The sequence below is a fragment of the Bradyrhizobium sp. AUGA SZCCT0222 genome (assembly GCF_018130205.1).
Classification (GTDB): domain Bacteria; phylum Pseudomonadota; class Alphaproteobacteria; order Rhizobiales; family Xanthobacteraceae; genus Bradyrhizobium.
The window spans coordinates 1-18870 of record NZ_JAFCLX010000024.1 but is presented as its reverse complement, the minus strand read 5'-3'; the positions used below and the strand labels follow the sequence as shown (position 1 = coordinate 18870).

Annotated in this window: 15 protein-coding genes; 3 read left to right on the top strand and 12 right to left on the bottom strand. The window is 62.0% G+C overall.

Annotation, left to right across the window (positions count from 1 at the left end):
• Positions 1–15: 15 nt before the first annotated feature.
• The 4 genes from JQ629_RS21060 to JQ629_RS21045 form a co-directional block, all read right to left on the bottom strand.
• Positions 16–2601 carry an ATP-binding protein gene (locus JQ629_RS21060; RefSeq protein WP_212414297.1) on the bottom strand — a complete coding sequence of 862 codons (2586 nt, stop codon included), beginning with the start codon at positions 2599–2601 and terminating at the stop codon, positions 16–18.
• Between the two features lie 121 nt (positions 2602–2722).
• Positions 2723–5818 (bottom strand): MexW/MexI family multidrug efflux RND transporter permease subunit, encoded by a 3096-nt coding sequence (locus JQ629_RS21055; RefSeq protein WP_212414296.1) that lies wholly within the window; start codon positions 5816–5818, stop codon positions 2723–2725.
• Between the two features lie 98 nt (positions 5819–5916).
• Entirely contained in the window at positions 5917–7110 is a 1194-nt protein-coding gene (locus JQ629_RS21050) for an efflux RND transporter periplasmic adaptor subunit (protein ID WP_212268481.1), read from the bottom strand.
• Between the two features lies 1 nt (position 7111).
• Complete coding sequence (locus JQ629_RS21045) at positions 7112–7813, bottom strand: TetR/AcrR family transcriptional regulator (protein WP_212268483.1); 702 nt, start codon at positions 7811–7813, stop codon at positions 7112–7114.
• 336 nt (positions 7814–8149) lie between these two features.
• On the opposite strand from JQ629_RS21045, the gene JQ629_RS21040 reads away from it, so the two are divergent.
• On the top strand, positions 8150–9388 hold the full coding sequence (locus JQ629_RS21040; protein ID WP_212414295.1) for a cytochrome P450: 1239 nt from the start codon (positions 8150–8152) through the stop codon (positions 9386–9388).
• 12 nt (positions 9389–9400) lie between these two features.
• Here JQ629_RS21040 and JQ629_RS21035 read toward each other — a convergent pair whose 3' ends face one another.
• Positions 9401–9592, bottom strand: coding sequence for a hypothetical protein (locus JQ629_RS21035; RefSeq protein WP_211997564.1), 192 nt, complete (start codon positions 9590–9592; stop codon positions 9401–9403).
• 190 nt (positions 9593–9782) lie between these two features.
• On the opposite strand from JQ629_RS21035, the gene JQ629_RS21030 reads away from it, so the two are divergent.
• A complete protein-coding gene (locus tag JQ629_RS21030; RefSeq protein WP_192737226.1) occupies positions 9783–9920 on the top strand; it encodes a hypothetical protein in 138 nt (45 codons plus the stop codon).
• A 190-nt stretch (positions 9921–10110) separates the two neighbouring features.
• Positions 10111–10602, top strand: coding sequence for a hypothetical protein (locus JQ629_RS21025; RefSeq protein ID WP_212414294.1), 492 nt, complete (start codon positions 10111–10113; stop codon positions 10600–10602).
• Positions 10603–10785: 183 nt separating this feature from the next.
• Here the strand turns inward: JQ629_RS21025 and JQ629_RS21020 are convergent, their stop codons facing one another.
• From JQ629_RS21020 to JQ629_RS20990, 7 genes are all read right to left on the bottom strand, one after another.
• The gene (locus JQ629_RS21020) at positions 10786–11649 is read right to left on the bottom strand and encodes a sugar phosphate isomerase/epimerase family protein (RefSeq protein WP_212414293.1); all 864 of its coding nucleotides are present in this window, start codon (positions 11647–11649) and stop codon (positions 10786–10788) included.
• Positions 11649–12842: a dihydrodipicolinate synthase family protein gene (locus JQ629_RS21015; RefSeq protein WP_212414292.1), complete on the bottom strand. Its 1194-nt coding sequence runs from the start codon at positions 12840–12842 to the stop codon at positions 11649–11651. Before JQ629_RS21015 ends, JQ629_RS21020 begins: the two co-directional genes overlap by 1 nt.
• A gap of 9 nt (positions 12843–12851) precedes the next feature.
• Positions 12852–14003: a Gfo/Idh/MocA family protein gene (locus JQ629_RS21010; RefSeq protein WP_212414291.1), complete on the bottom strand. Its 1152-nt coding sequence runs from the start codon at positions 14001–14003 to the stop codon at positions 12852–12854.
• On the bottom strand, positions 14000–15403 hold the full coding sequence (locus JQ629_RS21005; RefSeq protein WP_212414290.1) for a mandelate racemase/muconate lactonizing enzyme family protein: 1404 nt from the start codon (positions 15401–15403) through the stop codon (positions 14000–14002). The genes JQ629_RS21010 and JQ629_RS21005 overlap by 4 nt, the downstream gene beginning before the upstream one ends.
• A 13-nt stretch (positions 15404–15416) precedes the next feature.
• Positions 15417–16265 carry an ABC transporter ATP-binding protein gene (locus tag JQ629_RS21000; protein ID WP_212414289.1) on the bottom strand — a complete coding sequence of 283 codons (849 nt, stop codon included), beginning with the start codon at positions 16263–16265 and terminating at the stop codon, positions 15417–15419.
• Between the two features lie 118 nt (positions 16266–16383).
• On the bottom strand, positions 16384–17370 hold the full coding sequence (locus tag JQ629_RS20995; RefSeq protein WP_409363626.1) for an ABC transporter substrate-binding protein: 987 nt from the start codon (positions 17368–17370) through the stop codon (positions 16384–16386).
• A 132-nt stretch (positions 17371–17502) separates the two neighbouring features.
• Positions 17503–18312, bottom strand: coding sequence for an ABC transporter permease (locus JQ629_RS20990; RefSeq protein WP_212414288.1), 810 nt, complete (start codon positions 18310–18312; stop codon positions 17503–17505).
• Between the last annotated feature and the right edge of the window lie 558 nt (positions 18313–18870).

Sequence of the window (18870 nt, the reverse complement as noted above, 5' to 3'; positions counted from 1 at the left end):
CTCCACTTTTCGGGATCATGCCTGCGCTACGCCTTTTCGCGGCAGCGTAATAATGAATTCCGTGAATACATCAGGCTCGGTCCGTACGTCGATCTTGCCGCCGTGCTGTTTCACCACGATGTCGTGACTCATCGATAATCCGAGCCCGGTTCCCTCGCCCGCGGGTTTCGTCGTAAAGAAGGGATTGAACATTTTCTCCTTCACTTCCAAAGGGATACCCGTACCATTGTCACGAATCCGGATTTCCACCTTGTTGCCGAGGTTTTTCGTCGTCGCCGTCAGAACAGGCTCGAAGCCCTCCTCGCCCGTCTCCTTGCGCTTGGTCGCGGCGTAAAAACCGTTCGAGATCAGATTGAGGAACACCCGCGTGATTTCCTGCGGATAGAGATCGACCATGCCGGCCTCGGGATCGAAATCGCGCTTGAGCGTGACGTTGAATCCGGATTTTTCCGCCCGCGCGCCGTGATAGGCGAGGTTGAGGCTCTCCTCGATGATCGCATTGATGTCGGCGGAGCGGAGTTCGCCTGATCCCTCGCGCGAATGCAGCAGCATGTTCTTGACGATCGAGTCGGCGCGCTTGCCGTGCTGCACGACCTTTTCGAGATTTCCCTTCAGCATATGGGTGAGTTCGTCGATCTCCTCGCGGGTCTTGTCGTCGAGTGCGGCGGGCTTCAGCACATCGTTCAGCTCGTCGATCAGTTCCGCCGACAGCGCCGAGAAATTATTGACGAAATTGAGCGGATTCTTGATCTCGTGGGCGATCCCGGCGGTGAGCTGGCCCAGCGAAGCCAGTTTCTCGGTCTGTATCAGGCGGTCCTGCGCGGTGCGCAATTCGTCGAGAGACTCGCTCAGATCCTTGGTACGCTCGCGCAATTCGCGGAGCAGCCGCGTGTTCTCAATGGCGATCACCGCCTGGTTGGCGAAACTGCTGACAAGCGCGATCTGCTTGTCGGTAAACGGCCGGACCTCCTGGCGATAGATCGCAATCGTGCCAATCAACTCGTTTTCCTTGAGCAAGGGAACGATGACAATGGTCCGGGCCCCCGCAAGATCGGACATCGCAACAACGGCTGGATGGCCTTCGAGATAGGGCTGTTGTGTCCGAAGATCCTCGATTTGAACCGCCTGATGCGTTCTTACAATCATGCCAAGACCGCTCTTCGGGTGCGGATAGATCGGCTCATCCGCCTGGGCGACATACGCTTGCGGTACATTGAAGAGCGCAACGTTGCGGAAGCTGTTGCCGTCGTACTGATTCATCGTGCCAAAATGCGCGCCGCAGATATGGGTAGCGTTTTCGAGCATCTTCTGGAACACCGGATCCAGTTCGCCCGGAGATGAGCTGATGACTTCCAAGACTTCCGATGTTGCGGTTTGCTGTTCGAGCGTTTCTCTCAGTTCCGCAGTCCGTGTCTCGACCTTCTTCTCCAGGTCCGCATAGGATTCCTGCAGCCGCGCGCCCATGTCGTTAAACTGATTGGCGAGGCCTTCGAGTTCGTCGCCGGTCTTGATGTTGATGCGCTGGGCGAAATCGCCGCCGCCGATGCGTTCGGCGCCGGCCCGCAATGCCTGGATCGGGCCGACCATGCGACGAGCCAGGAAAATTCCGGCGAGCACCGCAACGATCGATGCCGCCGCGAGCAGCAAGGCAAGCCGCTGCAACGCCTGGTACAGCGAGGCGTAGGCTTCGTTGACCGGCAGTTCGACGAACATCGTCCATCCCAGCGGGGCGATCGGCGCGGATGCCGTCAGCACCTCCTGCCCCTGGATGTTCAGCGCGCCCTGCAATTCAACGGCTTCGCTGGTTCTGCCGGTGCGGGCGGCGGCCTGCACCTGTGTCAGCTTCGACATGTCGGTGTTGCGTAGCACCAGGCTGATGTCGGGATGGGCAATCAGGCGTCCCGCCGAGCCGACGACATAGGCGTGGCCGCGCTCGCCGACCTTGATTTGCGAGACCACGTCCCAGATCAGTTTCAGATTGACCTCGGCGATGCTGACACCGGCATCCTTGCGGGTGCCGGCCAGCGATAGCGTCATGTAGGGCTCGGACTCCCGGCGAAAATACACCGGCCCGTAAAACACCTTGTTGGCGACGGCTTCCGTGAATTTCGGGTCTTTGGAAAGGTCGAGGCCGGAGTCGACGACATCCATCGCCAGCCGCGACACCCGCAGGCGTTCCTTGCCGGTGGAATCGATCTGCGACAGCTCGGTGATGGCCGGCACCTGCCGCAGCAGGCGGAGCGCGTCGAACCGGCGATCCTGCAGCGATCCGGCCGACCAGGGCAATTGGGTGGTCCAGCCCAGCTGGCTTTCGATTTCCTTGATGAACTGGCCGATCTTGGCAGCGGCGGCTTCGGCCTGCTCGTGCTGGATCCGGATCAGGGAGGTTTTGTGCTCCCGATAATAGAAGAAAACCTCGAAAATCCCGTTGGAAAGCAGCGCCACGCCCACCACGGCAACGAACAGCGCGACGTATTTGGTGAACAGCCGGTTGCGGGTTTTGGTCCCGGGCGCCCCCTGCGCGGGCACAGCATTCTCCGCGGGCGAAGCAGCCGCCAGCGTGCGCCCCTCTGGGGTGCCGGGATGCAGGGAAATGCTCATCCCGGCCAAGGTATCAAGAAGCCTTGAGCTTGTCTCTTGCCGCACCGCGGCAAGCCGGAGCTCATAACGAAACGGCGGCGATCAGGACCGCCGCCGCCTTCGTCCTATTCGCCTGCCATGCTCAGGTCGGTTTGAGCCCAGGCGTTCCCAGATCGAAATCTGCGATTTCCTTTGTCCGCTGCGAACCAGCCTTGGCCTGGTGGTCGGTGGCCATCCAGACATAGACCGCCGGCAGCACGAACAGCGTGAACAGCGTACCGATGGACATGCCGGAGACCACGACGAGACCAATCGAGAAGCGGCTCGCCGCACCTGCGCCCGTTGCCGTCAGAAGCGGGATCAGGCCGGTGACCATCGCCGCCGTCGTCATCAGGATCGGACGCAGCCGGATCCGGGCCGCCATCTCGATCGCCGAACGCTTGTCGAGACCTTCCTTGAGCTGCAGTTCGTTGGCGAACTCCACCATCAGGATGCCGTGCTTGGTGATCAGGCCGACCAAGGTCAGCAATCCGACCTGGGTATAGATGTTGATCGTCGCCACGCCGAAGAACAGCGGGATCAGCGCACCGACGATCGCCATGGGAACGCTGATCATGATCACCAGCGGATCGCGCAGGCTTTCGAATTGCGCCGCCAGCACCAGGAAGATGATGATCAGCGCGAAACCGAAGGTGATCGCGAGCTGATTGCCCTCCTGCACATATTGACGGGAATCGGCCAGATAGTCGTGACCGAAGCCGGCGGGCAACTTCTTGGCTTCACCTTCGAGGAAGTCCACCGCCTGCCCAACCGTCACGCCCGGCATCGGCACCGCCTGGAAGGTCGCGGAGTTCAGCTGGTTGTAATGCGTCAGCGAATTCGGATCGGTCGCGGTCTCGATCGACACGATGGTCGACAGCGGCACCAATTGCCCCGTGTTGGTCGGGACATAGTAACCGCCGAGCGATTCCGGCGACAGCCGCATGCCGCGGGGCACCTGCGGGATCACCTGATACGAGCGCCCCTCGAGGTTGAAGCGATTGACGTAATTGCCGCCCAGCAGAGTCTGCAACGTGGCGCCGACCTGCGCCATGTTGATGCCGAGATCGCTTGCCTTGGAACGGTCGATGTTGACCCGCACCACCGGCTGATTGAAGTCGAGGTCGCTGTCGGAGACGATGAACAGGCCGCTCTTGCGCGCCGCGTCCTTTAGCTTGTTCATCTCCTCATAGACGGCCTGGAAGCCGGCGGTCGAATTGATCACCATCTGCACCGGCAGACCACCGGGCCCGCCCGGGAGCGGCGGCAGGTTGAACGCGAACGCCTGGACACCTTCGATCTTGCTGATCTCCGCCTGTACCAGCGGCTTCAGCTTGATCGAGGAACGTTCACGCTCGTCCCACGGCTTGAGCAGCATGCCGGCGATCCCGCCCTGCGGGCCATTAATGCCATTCAGGACGAAGCGCAGGTCGGTTTCGGGAAATTTGGCAAACGCCTTGTCGAGCTTGTCGCCGTAGAAGTCGACATAGTCGATGTTGGCGTATTTCGGCGCCTTGGTCACCGAGAACACAATGCCCTGATCCTCTTCGGGCGCGAGTTCCTTGGCCGTGTTCATATAGAGGAACCCGACCAGACCGAGCATCGTCAGCGCGAATACGCCGGTGATCGGGCGATAGTCGAGCGAGCGATCGAGTTGCCTTCCGTACCAGCGCGTCATCGCGCCGAACACCCGGTTGACGATCCTGGCGAAACGCCCCTCTTCGGCGCTCTTGAGCAGGACCGAGCACATCATCGGCGACAGTGTCAGCGCAATCACGCCGGACACGATCACCGAGCCCGCGAGCGTGAAGGCAAATTCGCGGAACAGCGAGCCGGTCAAGCCGCCGAGGAATCCGATCGGTGCATACACCGCCGCCAGCGTGATCGTCATCGAGATCACGGGACCGACGATTTCGCGCGCACCCTGCAGGGACGCCTGTACCGGTGTTTTTCCCTCTTCCAGATGGCGATGGATGTTCTCGACCACCACGATGGCATCGTCGACCACGAGCCCGATGGCGAGCACCATCGCCAGCAGCGTCAGCAGGTTGAAGCTGAAGCCCAGCGCCAGCATCAGGCTGCAGACGCCAATCAGCGACAACGGTATAGTGACGACGGGAATGATGACCGAACGGAACGATGCCAGGAACAGGAAGATCACGACCACGACGATCAGCATCGCCTCGATCAGCGTGTTCTGCACCTCGTCGATCGACGACTGAATGAACTTGGTGGAATCGTAGGCCACCTTCATCTTCATCGAAGGCGGCAAGTTGCGTTCCAGCTCCGGAAACAGCGCACGCACGCCTTTGACCAGCGTCAACGGATTGCCTTGCGGGGTCGCCTGCACGCCGATGAAGATCGCGCGCTCGCCGCTGAACGCGACACTCGCGTCGGTGCTTTGCGCCGCCAGTTCGACGGTCGCGATATCCTCGACCCGAACAAAGCCGCCGTCCTTTGACTTGACGATCATCCGCTTGAACTGATCAAGGCTCCGCAAGTCGGTATTGGTCGTAATGTTGGAGACGATGAAGTAGCCCTTGGCCTGGCCGGCGGCAGCCTGGAAGTTGTTGGCCTGGATCGCCGCCTGGACATCGCTCGGCGATACGCCGCGCCCGGCCATCTTGATCGGATCAAGCCACAGCCGCATCGCGAATGTCTGGCCGCCCAGAATGTCGGCCGACGCCACGCCGTCGACGGTCGACAGCACCGGCTGGACCACGCGCGTCAGATAGTCCGAGATCGCCGAACCGGACAACTCCTCGCTGGAGAAGCCGAGATACATCACGGCCGTCGTCTGACCGGTTGTCTTGGTCACGATCGGATCGTTGGATTCTTTCGGGATCAGATATTTGACCGAGTTCGTCTTGGCGAGAACTTCGGTCAGCGCCTGGTTCGGATCGAAATTCAGCTTGATGTAGACCTGGATCGTGCTCGTGCCCTGCACCGACGACGACGTGATGTAGTCGACACCTTCGGCGGAGGCGATCGCCTGCTCGATCGGCGTCGTGATGAAGCCCTGAATCAAATTCGCCGACGCGCCCGGATAGACGGTGGTGACGTTGATCACCGTGTTCGACAGCTTCGGATACTGCCGGATCGGCAGGACGCTGGCGGCCCGCAGACCGAGCAAAAGAATCAGCAGGCTGACGACGACCGACAAAACCGGGCGCTTGATGAAGATATCAGTTAAGGCCATCGCTGGTTATCCAGTTCAAACATGTGGGCACGGTCCCTTCACGAGACCGATGCCTGAATCCTGATGTTGCAAACGCTGCCCTACCGGCCCCGTCACGTTCAATAGCGCGGCGGCTTCGCCGGAATCACAGGCGCCGGATCGGCCGAAATCGTCACTGCCGCACCCGATTGCAGCTTGAGCTGTCCGACCGCAACGACACGATCGCCGGACTTCAGCCCTTTCAGGATCTCGGCACGCCCGTCGATGCGGTTGCCGGTCTGCACGAAGGTGCGCACCGCCGTCAGGCTGGTCTTGCCGTCATCCTCTTTCTTCTCGGTGAGGAGATAGACGGAGTCGCCATACAGCGTGTAGTCGACCGCGGTCTCGGGAATGGTGACGACCGGCGGCTTGTCCGGCAGCACCACAGTGGTGGTCGCGAACATGCCCGGCTTGAGGATGCGGTCCGGGTTGTCGATCGTCGCCTGCACGCGAATGTTGCGCGTGTCGGTAGCGATCTGCGGCTCGATGGTCGTGATCTTGCCCTCGAACTTGCGGCCCGGATAGGCGTCGACCGCGATACGGACGATCTGTCCGACCTTGAGCGCGCCTGAGTCCTTTTCCGTCACGGTGAAGTTGGCATAGAGCCGCGACAGATCGGTCAACGAAACGATCTGCGTTCCCGCCGTCAGATACTGACCGACCTCGACCCTGCGAACGCCGAGCTCGCCGTCGAACGGGGCCCGCACCTGCTTTTGCGAGATGATGGCCTGGGTCTTGGCGATCCCGGCATTGGCCTGGTCGAACGCCGATTGCGCCTGGTCGACAGTTGCCTGCGGCCCGAACTGGCGGCTTGCCAGTTGCTTGGCGCGCTCGAGCGAGAGCTGCGCCATCGTGGCCTGCGCCTTGAAGCTGGCGAGGTCGGCCTGCTCGGGACCATCGAACAACTGCACCAGCGGGGTGCCTTCCTTCACGGCAGCACCCGCGGTGAACATGATCTCGGTAATACGGCCGTTCAAATCCGAGGTGACATTGACCTGATGCACGGCGGCGAGATCGCCGACCGCGGTCAACAGGTTGGGTATGACTTCGGACTTCGCGTCGGCAACGCTGACGCTGGTCGGCGGCGGTTTGTTGTTCGCGAAGAACTGCGCGATCATCTTGCCGCGGAAATAATTGAACCAGACCAGGCCGCCGACCAGCAGGCTCAGCAACAGCCCGACGACGATGAACCAGCGCACCATCCGGACCGGACGCTTGCGCGCCTTGTCGCCGATCGGCTGACCTTTGAGGTGGCTTTCGGTTACGATATTCATTTCATGCACTTTCTGCAGTTACCGATTGTCCCGAATTCGGCGACGGCTCGTGGTCCAAATGCGTAGCAATTGCGGCTTCGTTGAGTCCGATGCCGCGAAGGATGAATTGGCAAAGCTGCCGTTCGAGATCGGCGGCGTTGCCATAAGTAAGAACAGGCACCGCCGGAAGCCGCGACAGCGCGGCCATCAGCACGGTGTGGTGCGCAAACCAGAACAGGTTGAGCGGTTCATCGCCGATCTTCGACGCATCGCCGGCCGCCACGGCGCTTTCGAGCGATGCCGTGAACACGGTGCCGATCAGATCGCTGACCTTGGCGTAAAGCAGCCGCGCGAATTCACCGTCGTCGAGATGGCTCGTCGTCATCAGCCGCAGCCGCTGCGCCTCTTCCTCGTCGGGGCCGTCGGAGATCTGCATGAAGTGCCCGACCATGCCCTTGATCAGTTCAACCAGCGTCGCGGTCGAGGGCGCCTGGCCTAGCAGATGCGCCAGATCCGGATCGGCCTCGCACTCCTCCGCCAGGATTTCCGCATAGAGCGCCGCCTTGGACGGGAAGTGCTTGAACAGCAGCCCTTCCGAAATGGCAGCAGCCGCCGCCACGCTCTTGGTCGTGGTTCCGGCAAAGCCGTTGCGGGCGAAGCACCGCTTGGCGGCGCTCAATATCAATTGACGCCGTAAATCACTCGTCATGCGAAGGCTGGACATGGGGGTGTGAGTAATCACTCACCTTGACCAAGTCAAGGATTTATTGCAGCGCAAACCGGACATTTCGGCCTAAATCGGCTGCAATCCAAGGCCCCTCGGGTGTTCTCTCCGGGGGCATCGGCGCGGGAATGCATTTGCCTGTCAGGGTGCATATCGGACAGGACTGTAGACCGCAGGCCGCGCCTGACAAAAGCGCATAAGCCGCCTACCCGCTTCAATTTGAGTTGACCCGGCCCCCGGGACGGAGTTTAAATTAGTTGCAGGTGCGACTAATTTAATACACGCGACCTCGCCGGGCTTCACACCTTCTCTGTCTCGCAAAGAGTAAGACGCGCCATGAATTGGGATGCACGGGAGCTGTCGGCCAGTTTCGATCTGGAGAAACTGACGCCGGACTTCTATGCCAACCCTTATCCGACCTATCGGGCCCTGCGCGAGAACGAGCCGGTCAAGCGGCTGCCGAACGGCTGCTACTTCCTGACCCGCTATGACGATCTGGTCGCGGCCTACAAGGCGACCAAGGTGTTCTCGTCCGACAAGAGAAAGGAGTTTGCGCCGAAATACGGCGACAGCCTGCTCTACGAGCACCACACCACCAGCCTCGTCTTCAACGATCCCCCCGCCCACACAAGGGTACGGCGGCTGATCATGGGCGCGCTGTCACCGCGCGCGATTGCGGAGATGGAGCCCGATTTGATCAGGCTGGTCGACCGCCTGCTCGACGGCCTCGCCGCCAGGGGCGACGTCGAACTGATCGAGGATTTCGCCTCCGCCATCCCGATCCAGGTGATCGGCAATCTGCTCGACGTGCCGATGGAGGAGCGCGAGCCGCTGCGCGACTGGTCGCTCGCCATTCTCGGCGCGCTGGAGCCCGTGATCAGTCCGGAGGCGTTTGCGCGCGGCAACAAGGCGGTGAAGGATTTTCTTGGCTATCTCGAAATCCTGGTCGAGCGGCGGCGCGCAAAACCCGGCAACCCCGAACGCGACGTGCTGACGCGGCTCATTCAGGGGGAGGATAATGGCGAGCGGCTGACCTCGAAGGAACTGCTGCACAATTGCATCTTCCTGCTCAATGCCGGCCATGAGACCACCACCAATCTGATCGGCAACGGGCTGGTGGCGCTGTCGCATTATCCGCACCAGAAGGCGCGGCTGATCGAAAACCCCGCCCTGATCAAAACCGCGATCGAGGAGATGCTGCGCTTCGAAAGCTCAAACCAGCTCGGCAACCGCATGACGGTCGAGCCGGTCGAACTCGGCGGCATCGCAATGCCGGCAGGCACGCCGGTGACGCTGTGCATCGGCGCCGCCAACCGCGATCCGCAGCAGTTCGCCGACCCTGAAAACCTCGATATCGGCCGCACACCGAACCGGCATCTCGCCTTCGGCACCGGTGCGCATCAATGCGCCGGCATGGCGCTGGCGCGGCTGGAGGGCGCGATCGCGATCTCCCGCTTCCTGGCGCGGTTTCCGGACTATGCGCTGAACGGCGAGCCGGTGCGCGGCGGCCGCGTCCGCTTCCGCGGATTTCTGAGCGTGCCGTGCCAGGTCGGCGAAAGCACGCGGGCGTCGTAGGCGGCAGCCTGCTTACGCCGTCGCCGGCTCTCCAGCGATCGCGCGGTCGATCGCATCGATCAGCACCTGCATCTCCAGGAATTTGGCGCGCGCCCGCTCGGCCTTGTCGCGGTCGAACGGCGCCGCGAGCACCTTGGCGTGCGCATCGCGGTCTTCGAGCATGCGATCCCTCGCCTTCTTCAAATTGTCCAGTCGATCGCTCATGCGGGCTCGCTTTGCTGTTGGCTGTATCAGGCTCTGCCAGGGATTCGCGGCGTGACCATAGGGCATAGCAAGGCCAATGGACCCAAATTAAATCAGCTTTCGGACGATCGCCCTGTATCTATCCTTCGCCAAGTTGCTACCCTCGCCCGGCACGATGCTTTCGAAGCATCAACTCCAGGGAGTGACCGGCATGGCCAAGGGCGAGCAAAAGAACAATCGCGAGGCGAAGAAGCCCAAGAAGGAAAAGATCAAGACGATCGCGGCGGCGCCGAGCCAGAAGGGCGTCGGAAGCCTGCAGTCGGGTTTTGGCTCGGGCAAAAAGAAATAGTCAGCAAGGCTGTCTGACAAGCTTCGGTGTTGGACCGATCCTCCTCACCTGCGCCGGCGTCGGGGTTTGCGCCGCCCCGATCAGCGATTCCGGCCTTCACCGTCTTTCTGTCCTGGGCCGTTAATTAACCCCCGGTTTACCATGTTTGCGTACCTTTTTCGCACCGGCGTTTCGAAAAAGGGCCTCCCGTATGGCGTACCGCGCAAATCAGCAGCTTCGTGAGGACATCTGGGATTACCGCTACCCCTCCGCGCCCGCCCCGCTGCCTGACGAAGAAGAAGAGAAAGTCGTCAATTTTGCCCGGCAACCCGCGAAAGGACCCGGCACCACCGCGCTCAGCCTGATGCAGCAGGCCACTGAGATGTTCGAGGGCATCGAAAACCAGGCCCGCGAGACCGAAGCCCGCGCCCAGTCGCTGTGCAAGAGCGCCACCGAGCGGCTGCGGCTGGCCGAAAAACAGCGCGACGCTTCCGAGCGCGCGCGCCGCGAACTGATCAATGATTTCAATGCCCGGCTCGAGGAAATGGCGAAAGCCATGCAGCGGGCCGAAAAGCGTATCGTAAGCGCCGAGGATCATGCGATCGGAGCCGAGTTCCGCGCGCAGGCCGCCGAGGCCCAGCTTCACAAAGCCAACCGCGAACTCGCCGCCATCGAGGACATGATCCGCAAGCGGCTTGTTTGAGCGGTTTGGTACGCTTTCCATCGTCGTCCCGGCGAACGCCGGGACCCATAACCACAGGCTTTTGTGGTTAGTCCAAGCTGGTGCTCCAGCTCTTCTCAACAATCAACATCGGTGGTTATGGGTCCCCCGATGCGCAACTGCGCATCTGAGATCGCGCTTCGCTTGGCCGGGACGACGAGAACCCTAAACCACCGACCGGTGCCGCTCGATGCAGGTCCGCAGCACCTCATCCATCGGCTTGCTCCACCACTCCTCCGAAAAAATCTCGATCTCGGAATACCCTTCAAAGCCCTGCGCCTCGACGGCTGCGCGCACCGATTTGATGTCGATGATTCCGTCGCCCATCATGCCGCGGTCGTTGAGCATGTCCCTGGTCGGCACCAGCCAGTCGCAGACGTGGAACGCCAATAGCCGATCCTTGCCGGCGCGCGCGATCTGCGGCAGCAATTCCGGATCCCACCAGATGTGATAGACGTCGAGCGCGACGCCGAGCGCGCCTGATCGTTTCGGATCGAGCGCGTCGCAAAGATCCAGCGCCTGCTTTGTCGTGTTGACGCAGGCGCGGTCGCCGGCATAGGCGGGATGCAGCGGCTCGATCGCCAGCGGCATATTTGCGCCCTTGGCATATTCCAACATCTCGGCGATGCCGTCGTGAACCTGGCTGCGGGCTTCAATGATGTCCTTTGAGGCCGCGCTGCCCGGCCGCGAATATTGCGGCAGTCCGCCCACGACCAGCACGATGCAGGGCGCGCCCAGCGCCTTGGCTTCATCGACGGCGCGGCGGTTGTCGTCGCGCGCCTGGGCGCGATGCGCGGTATCCGCCGTGAACATGCCGCCGCGGCAATAGCCTGTCAGTTCCAGCCCGGCGTCGCGCACCGCACGCGCGGCACGCTCGAGGCCGACGGCGGCGACCTGATCGCGCCAGGGGTCGATGGCGCGGATGCCGTGCCGCGCGCAGGCCTCGATGATCGCAACGAGGTCGCCCTGCTTGCGGACCGTTGCCGTGTTCAGCGACAGCCAGCGATGGTCTTGCGAAAAATCCCGCATCAGGGCTCAACGCCGCGCGTCGCGAGCACGGTCTTCATCCGCCGTGTTGCCAGTTCCGGATTGGCGAGCAGGCCCGCCTGGTCGGCCAGCCTGAACAGTTCGGCCAGATGCAGCGTCGAGCGCGTGCTCTCCTGCCCGCCCACCATGGTGAAATGGTCCTGGTGGCCGTTGAGATAGGCCATGAACACGATTCCCGTTTTGTAGAACCGCGTCGGCGCCTTGAAGATGTGCCGCGACAGCGGCACCGTCGGCCCGAGCACATCGTGGAAGCCGGCCTCATCGCCGGCCGCCAGCCGCGATAGCGCATAGGACGCTGCCGGCGCAATCGCATCGAAGATGCCGAGCAGCGCGTGCGAAAAGCCCTTGTCGTCGCCGGCGATCAGTTCGGCATAGTTGAAATCATCGCCGGTATACATTTTCACGCCTCCGTCGAGCCGGCGGCGCATGTCGATCTCGCGCTGCTTGTCGAGCAGCGAGACCTTGACGCCATCGACCTTGGCGGCGTTGGCGTTGATGATGCCGACCGCGATGTCCATGGCCTCATCGAGGCTCGACGTGCCCCAATAATTTGCCAGCGCCGGGTCGAACATGTCGCCGAGCCAATGAATGATCACGGGCTCGCGGACCTGCGACAGCACGCGATTGTACACCTTGGCGTAATCGTCGGCATTGCGGCCGATCTTGGCCAGCGCGCGCGAGGCCATCAGGATGATGCGCCCGCCGGCTTTCTCGACCGCCGCGATCTGCTCTTCATAGGCGCGAATCACGTCATCGATGCTCTTCGCATCCTCCACCGCGAGGTGGTCGGTGCCGGCGCCGGAGAACACCAGCGCATTGCTCCTCGCCCTGGCAGCCCTCACCGAGCGCTGGATCAATTCCAGCGAGGTCGGCCAGTCCAGCCCCATGCCGCGCTGCGCGGTGTCCATCGACTCGGCGACGCCGAGGCCGAGGTCCCAGATGTGTTCGCGGAACGCGATGGTCTTGTCCCAGTCGACGGCTGATGTCAGCCACGGATCATTGTCGGCAAAGGGATCGGCGACCACATGCGCCGCCGAAAACGCCACGCGGTTCAGCGTGCCTTCGAGCTTCGCCGGAAAGACCCGCGACGCCGCGAGGCGATAGGTCTCGATGGAGCGGTTCGCGGTCGGCAGTTTCAGCGACAGCGACGAGACAGGCATTACCGGCTTGTTCATGGCTTCACCTCACACCTTGATCGGAGCGACGTCGATCCAGCGCCGTTCGCGCCAGCTCTGCAACGCGCATTCCGCGAGCTGCACGCCCTTGGCGCCTTCCATCAGCGTATACTTGTAGGGCGCGTCTTCGCAAACGTGGCGAATGAACATTTCCCACTGCTCCTTGAAGCCGTTGTCGTAGACGACGTTCTCGGGGAGCGTCTGCCAATCGGCATAAAAATCATGCGTGCGTTTCTCGTCCGGGTTCCACACCGGCCGCGGCGTGGCCTGCCGCGCCTGAATGACGCAATCGGTCAGCCCCGCGACCGCCGAGCCATGGGTGCCGTCGACCTGGAAGGTGACGAGATCGTCGCGATAGACCCGCGTCACCCAACTCATGTTGATATGCGCGATCACCCCGCCCTTGAGGCGGAAGGTGGCGTAAGCGGAGTCGTCGGCGGTCGCCTTGTATTGCTTGTTCTTCTCGTCGAAACGTTCGGGAATGTCCGTGGTGCCGGTGCAGCTCACGCTCTCGACCTCGCCGAAGAGATTGTCGAGCACGTAACGCCAGTGGCAGACCATGTCGAGGATGATGCCGCCGCCATCCTCGCTGCGGTAATTCCAGGACGGCCGCTGCGCCTCCTGCCAGCCACCTTCGAACACCCAATAGCCGAACTCGCCGCGCACCGAGAGCATGCGGCCGAAGAAGCCGGAGTCGCGCAGGAAGGCGAGCTTCTTGAGGCCCGGCAGGAACAGCTTGTCCTGTACCGTGCCGTGCTTGACGCCTTTTGAAGCAGCGAGGCGTAACACCGCAACGGCCTCATCGAGATTGGTCGCGATCGGCTTCTCGCAATAGACGTGCTTGCCGGCATTGATCGCCTTGGTCAGCAGCGAGGGCCGCGCCTGCGTGGTCGCGGCATCGAAGAAGATGGTGTCATTCTTGTCGGCCAGCGCCTTGTCGAGATCGGTCGACCAGCGCTCGACGTTGAAGCGCTTGGCGAGACGTTCCACTTTGTCTGCATCGCGGCCGATCAGGATCGGGTCCGGCATCATGCGGTCGCCATTGCCAAGCACCACGCCGCCCTGGTCGCGGATCGCGACGATGGAGCGGATCAGATGCTGGTTGAGCCCCATGCGGCCGGTCACACCGTTCATGATCAGGCCGAGGCGTTTGGTCGTCATATCGCTTGCTCCTGCAAGGTTTTTGCTTTTGGTTGTTGAAGCGGCGGCAAAGCCGACCACTCCGGATGTGCTGATGTCGCGAAGCCCGGCGCTGCCAGCGATCCCGTCAGCAGATCGCCGTCGTGGATCGACAGGCGGATGATGTTGCCGTCGCGGATGTAGAGATCGGGATGCGCGACAAGAAACGCGTCGGCCTCGGCAGCGGGCGTCTCGGCGAATCCATCGACGTAATGGTGGCCGTTTCGCTCGGCATGGGTGACGCCGATCAGCGCGCCCAGCGCCAGATCCTGCTGCACACCGAGCCCGGCCTGACAGGTCAGGTCCTCGCCCGAGATGAAATACCGTCCGCCGTCGGCGCTCCATTTGGCCGCGCGAGCGGCGTTGATGACCGATTTGTAGATGCCCTTGCACGACTTCGAGGAGATACCGCGATAGCCCAGCGCGCGGGCGGCCGGGAAGGCATCGTAGGAATCGTCGGCTTCGTCGATGATGAAATCGCGGCCGGCAAGCGCACCGAGCGGCGACTGCCGCGTGATATCGCGCGGCATCGGCTGCTCGATATACAGAAGTTTTCCCGCGATCGCCTTCAACGCGCCGTCACGGTCGAGGCGCTCGACCAGCGCGCCAAGCGCACCGAGATCGGCATATTGCTCGTTGGCATCCAGCGTCACCTTGTACGCATACGGCAGCTTCGCAAGTTCATCGCCGATCCGGATCAGGCGCGCCGCATCCGCCGCGGGATCGCCGTTCAGTTTCAGCTTGAAATAACGCGCGCCGGCGTTTTCCTTTGCGTCGGCGACGCCGCCCTCGCCCTCGACCTTGTCGTCCATGCCGACCGTGTGCCGGATCGCGACGCGCTCCAGCCGCCGGCGACCCGCAAGGAATTGCGCGACGGCGTCATCTCCGAGATCGGGCGCGAGCCGCGCATCGATCCCGGCCACATTTGCGGCCATGCCGTCAAAGAAATTGGCGCCTAGCCCGCGCAGCAGCGCATCCAGGATCGCCTTGTCGATCTCGGCCGGCCCAAAGCCGGCAGCGAGCGGCGGGATATCCTCTTTCGCACAGGCCTCGACCTGCGCGGCGATGATGGCAGCGTGGTGTCCGAACGCGGTGTCAAAGCCGGATCGCGCCAGATAAAGCTCGCGTGCGATCGCAAGCGCGCGGCGCAATCCGTCGATGGTCTGTTGCGGCGAAAGATGCGCCCGCTTGTCGAACCATTTCGAGGCCATCATTTCGGCGCTGGCGCCGATCGAAGTGCCCTTGCCTTCGATCTCGATTTCGGCGCGCACGAAAACCTGCACCGACGACGTGATCACCACGCTGCCGAACCGGAACGGCTTCGCAAACGGGATCGGCCGCTCGAAGAACGAAATATCCCGCACAGCGATGCGAGGAGGCATGGCGTTCTCCACTCTAGTCCAGCGCGCTTTGGGTGAAGAAGTGCTTTCGGATCCGCTGCACCAGTTCGGTGAAGGCGGGATCGGCCATCGAATCCAGCGAACGCGGGCGCGGCAGCGGCACGTCATAGATCGCCGCGATCGCGCCGGGGCGCTCGGTCATGACCAGCACGCGGTCGGCCAGGAACACCGCTTCCGGAATCGAATGCGTGATCAGCAGCACGGTCTTGCCGGTCTCGCGCTGGATCCGCATCAGCTCGACATTCATCTTCTCGCGCGTCATGGCGTCGAGCGCGCCGAACGGCTCGTCCATCAGCATGATTTTTGGATCATGCACCAGCGCCCGGCAGATCGAGGCCCGCTGCTGCATGCCGCCCGAAAGCTGCCAGGGCAGCTTCTTCTCAAAGCCTTCGAGCCCGACCATCTTGAGCAGCGCCTTGGCGCGCACGAGATATTCCTCGCGCGGCAACTGCTTCATGTCGATCGGCAGCATCACATTGCCGAGGATATTGCGCCATGGCAGCAGCAGCGCGTTCTGGAACACGATGCCGACATTGCCGTGCGGTTTTGTCACCTGTTCGCCTTCGACCAGGATTTCACCGGTCGAGGGCGCCAGCAGGCCCGAGATCATCTTCAAGAGCGTGGACTTGCCGCAGCCGGACGGGCCGACGACGACAAAGAACTCGCCCTCGTTGATATGAAAATCCAGCGGCTTCAGCGACGGCACATCGCCGTCGCGCGACCGATAGGTCTTCGACACGCCTGACAGCGTGATCCCCGGCGTGCCGGCGCCTGCCCGATCGGACACCAGGCGCAGATGCGCGGCGGGCTGATCGGGGTTCGTTGCTTTGGTGGCTGCGCTCATTCAGACAATTCCGTTATCGAGATACCCCCGTCATTCCGGGATGGTCCGAAGGACCAGACCCGGAATCTCGAGATTCCGGGTTCGATGCTTCGCATCGCCCCGGAATGACGACGTACAGTTAGGACCCACCCTTCGGCAGATAGTCGTTCGTATAAAACGCCTTCGGATTGTCCTTGGCCTTGGCTTCGAGGCCGCCATACTCGACCATCAGATTGACCGTGTCGGTCATGTTCTGGTCGGTGACCTCGAACGGCCGCTTGCCCTTGGTTTCGGCCGTGCGGTAGAGCGGGATCGTCAGCTCAAAGCCTTGCGTCAGCGTTTCGATCTTGCCGCCCTTGGGGTTGGCGTCCAGGATCGATTGCGCCGCGGCCTTCGGCTCCTTCTCGGCGGCCTCGACGGCCTTGGTCGTCGCCGACATGAAGCGCTTGACGAGGTCGGCATTGGCCTTGACGAACTCGGTGTTGGCGACGACGCCCGAGCAGACCATGTTGATGCCGTAGTCGGCGAACTTGATCGCGTTGACGTCCTTGCCGGTGGCGTCCTTGATCTTCATCGACTGGTCCATGACGTAGCCGAGCAGCAGATCAGCCTGGCCGTTGATGACGGCGTTGAGCTTGGTCTGGCCGTCGCCGGCCACGGTCTGGAAATCGCTTTCCTTCAGGCCGGTCTTCTTCAGGAACAGCGGCCAGATCTGGGTCATGGAATCGGCGGGCGTGATCGCCACCGTCTTGCCCTTGATGTCTTCGGGCTTCTTGATGTTCTTCTCGACGAAACCCATCGCCGACATCGGGCTGGTCTGCAGCAGCACGCCGGTAGCGACGATCGGCGCACCCTTTACTGCCGCGCGCATCATGGTCGGCACGTCGACATAGCCGAAATTGGCGGTCTTGGCCGCAACGGCCTGCGTGGTCGCCGCCGAACCGCGGCCTTCCTGGATTTCGAGATCGATGCCTTCGGCGGCATAGATGCCCTTGGCCTTGCCGTAATAGAACGGCGCATGCTCGCCATAGACGTACCAGTTCAGCATCAGCACCACCTTGTCGGCGGCGGATGCCGAGGCGGTCCACGCTAACGTGACTACAATCGCCAGAATAAATTTCATCATGTCTTCTCCTCCCTCTTTTAATTTTGTGTTCGTCATTGCGAGGAGCGTTAGCGACGAAGCAATCCATTCTTCCGTTGTGGCTCGATGGATTGCTTCGCTTCGCTCGCAATGACGGCGTCTCCCTTGTCTCACTTACGAAGCAAAGATGATGTCCTCGCGCTGGCTGACATGCCAGGGAATGACGAGGCTTTCGATCCGGTCGACGATCCAGAACAGGATCACGCCCATCAGCGCGAGAATCACCAGCGCGGCGAACATCGTCGGCAAATCGAAGGTGCCGATCGAGCGCTGCAGCACATAGCCGATCCCGGAATTGGAACCGACGAATTCGCCGACCACCGCGCCGACCACGGCCAGCGTGATCGACACTTTCAATCCGGAGAAGATCGCCGGCATCGCATGCGGCAGGTTGACGGCGCAGAATACCCTGAAGCGGCTGCCCTGCATCGCGCGCGCCAGATCGACCATGTCAGGATCGACCGATTTGAAGCCCTGCACCGCCGACACCACGACCGGGAAGAAGCCCAGCAGAAACGCCGAGATCACTTTCGGGATGATGCCGAAGCCGAACCAGACCACAAACAGCGGCGCGATCGCGATCTTGGGCACGGACTGGGAGAACACCAGCAGCGGATAGACGTAGCTTTCCACCGTCTTCGATCCCGCGATCAGCATGGCGATGGGAATGCCGAACACGGCCGAGAGCAGGAACCCGCAAATGGTGGCGTAGGTGGTAGGCCAGGCCTGCCGCAGCAGTTCCGGCCAATCGGTCCACAGCACGGCGACGACATCGCCGGGCGCCGGGATCTGGTAGGCGGGAATCCGGAACACGCGGATGGTCAGGTCCCAGATCACGACGATGAAAATCAGGAACAAAAACGGCCGCACCCACGCCGCGTTGAGCGCTTTGGTCACGCCGCTGGGGCCCTTCGGTTCGGCCACGTCTCGCTCCCTGATCAGGTTCTTGTCGGCGAGAAATTAACCCGTTGGATAAATACTGTCCAGTGGCTTCCCTGTGACATTTTGAGCCGTGTTTCTTCGTCATTCCCCGATGCGCAATTGCGCATCGGGGAATGACAGCGGATGGATTGCTCGCGCTGCGACAAATTAACCCGACGGGCAAAATTCCGCTTCCCTCGTCGGGCAAATCAGCGGTTTGAATTGTCGCGTCCCGCCCGACAAGAGGGGCGTGCGCACGTCACGAACGCGCGGCGGGATGCGGTGGACGCTGGTTTACGCCTCGACGACGGCGTGGATAAGCGTACGGCAAAACCGTGTGGTCCTGGCGCCCGTTGCAGGCGTCAAGCTGTCGGAGAAGCGCAAGCGGGAACGGCAGCGACGGAGTCAACCAAGAACTCGTCTCCGGGGAGAGCACGGCATAAGCCGTAAAGCCATTGCGCAGGGAATGTCGGATGTTCTCCGCTGCCCTGTATGCTCATGTGCATTTTGTTTTGTGCAAACCGCACGCGAGACCGCGGGTGCAGCGCGCACCCGGTCTTC

Excerpts from the sequence above, each read along its gene's own strand:
- JQ629_RS21060 (WP_212414297.1), bottom strand. The coding sequence starts at position 2,601 with ATGAGCATTTCCCTGCATCCCGGCACCCCAGAGGGGCGCACGCTGGCG.
- JQ629_RS21055 (WP_212414296.1), bottom strand. The coding sequence starts at position 5,818 with ATGGCCTTAACTGATATCTTCATCAAGCGCCCGGTTTTGTCGGTCGTC.
- JQ629_RS21050 (WP_212268481.1), bottom strand. The coding sequence starts at position 7,110 with ATGAATATCGTAACCGAAAGCCACCTCAAAGGTCAGCCGATCGGCGAC.
- JQ629_RS21045 (WP_212268483.1), bottom strand. The coding sequence starts at position 7,813 with ATGTCCAGCCTTCGCATGACGAGTGATTTACGGCGTCAATTGATATTG.
- JQ629_RS21040 (WP_212414295.1), top strand. The coding sequence starts at position 8,150 with ATGAATTGGGATGCACGGGAGCTGTCGGCCAGTTTCGATCTGGAGAAA.
- JQ629_RS21035 (WP_211997564.1), bottom strand. The coding sequence starts at position 9,592 with ATGAGCGATCGACTGGACAATTTGAAGAAGGCGAGGGATCGCATGCTC.
- JQ629_RS21030 (WP_192737226.1), top strand. The coding sequence starts at position 9,783 with ATGGCCAAGGGCGAGCAAAAGAACAATCGCGAGGCGAAGAAGCCCAAG.
- JQ629_RS21025 (WP_212414294.1), top strand. The coding sequence starts at position 10,111 with ATGGCGTACCGCGCAAATCAGCAGCTTCGTGAGGACATCTGGGATTAC.
- JQ629_RS21020 (WP_212414293.1), bottom strand. The coding sequence starts at position 11,649 with ATGCGGGATTTTTCGCAAGACCATCGCTGGCTGTCGCTGAACACGGCA.
- JQ629_RS21015 (WP_212414292.1), bottom strand. The coding sequence starts at position 12,842 with ATGAACAAGCCGGTAATGCCTGTCTCGTCGCTGTCGCTGAAACTGCCG.
- JQ629_RS21010 (WP_212414291.1), bottom strand. The coding sequence starts at position 14,003 with ATGACGACCAAACGCCTCGGCCTGATCATGAACGGTGTGACCGGCCGC.
- JQ629_RS21005 (WP_212414290.1), bottom strand. The coding sequence starts at position 15,403 with ATGCCTCCTCGCATCGCTGTGCGGGATATTTCGTTCTTCGAGCGGCCG.
- JQ629_RS21000 (WP_212414289.1), bottom strand. The coding sequence starts at position 16,265 with ATGAGCGCAGCCACCAAAGCAACGAACCCCGATCAGCCCGCCGCGCAT.
- JQ629_RS20995 (WP_409363626.1), bottom strand. The coding sequence starts at position 17,370 with ATGATGAAATTTATTCTGGCGATTGTAGTCACGTTAGCGTGGACCGCC.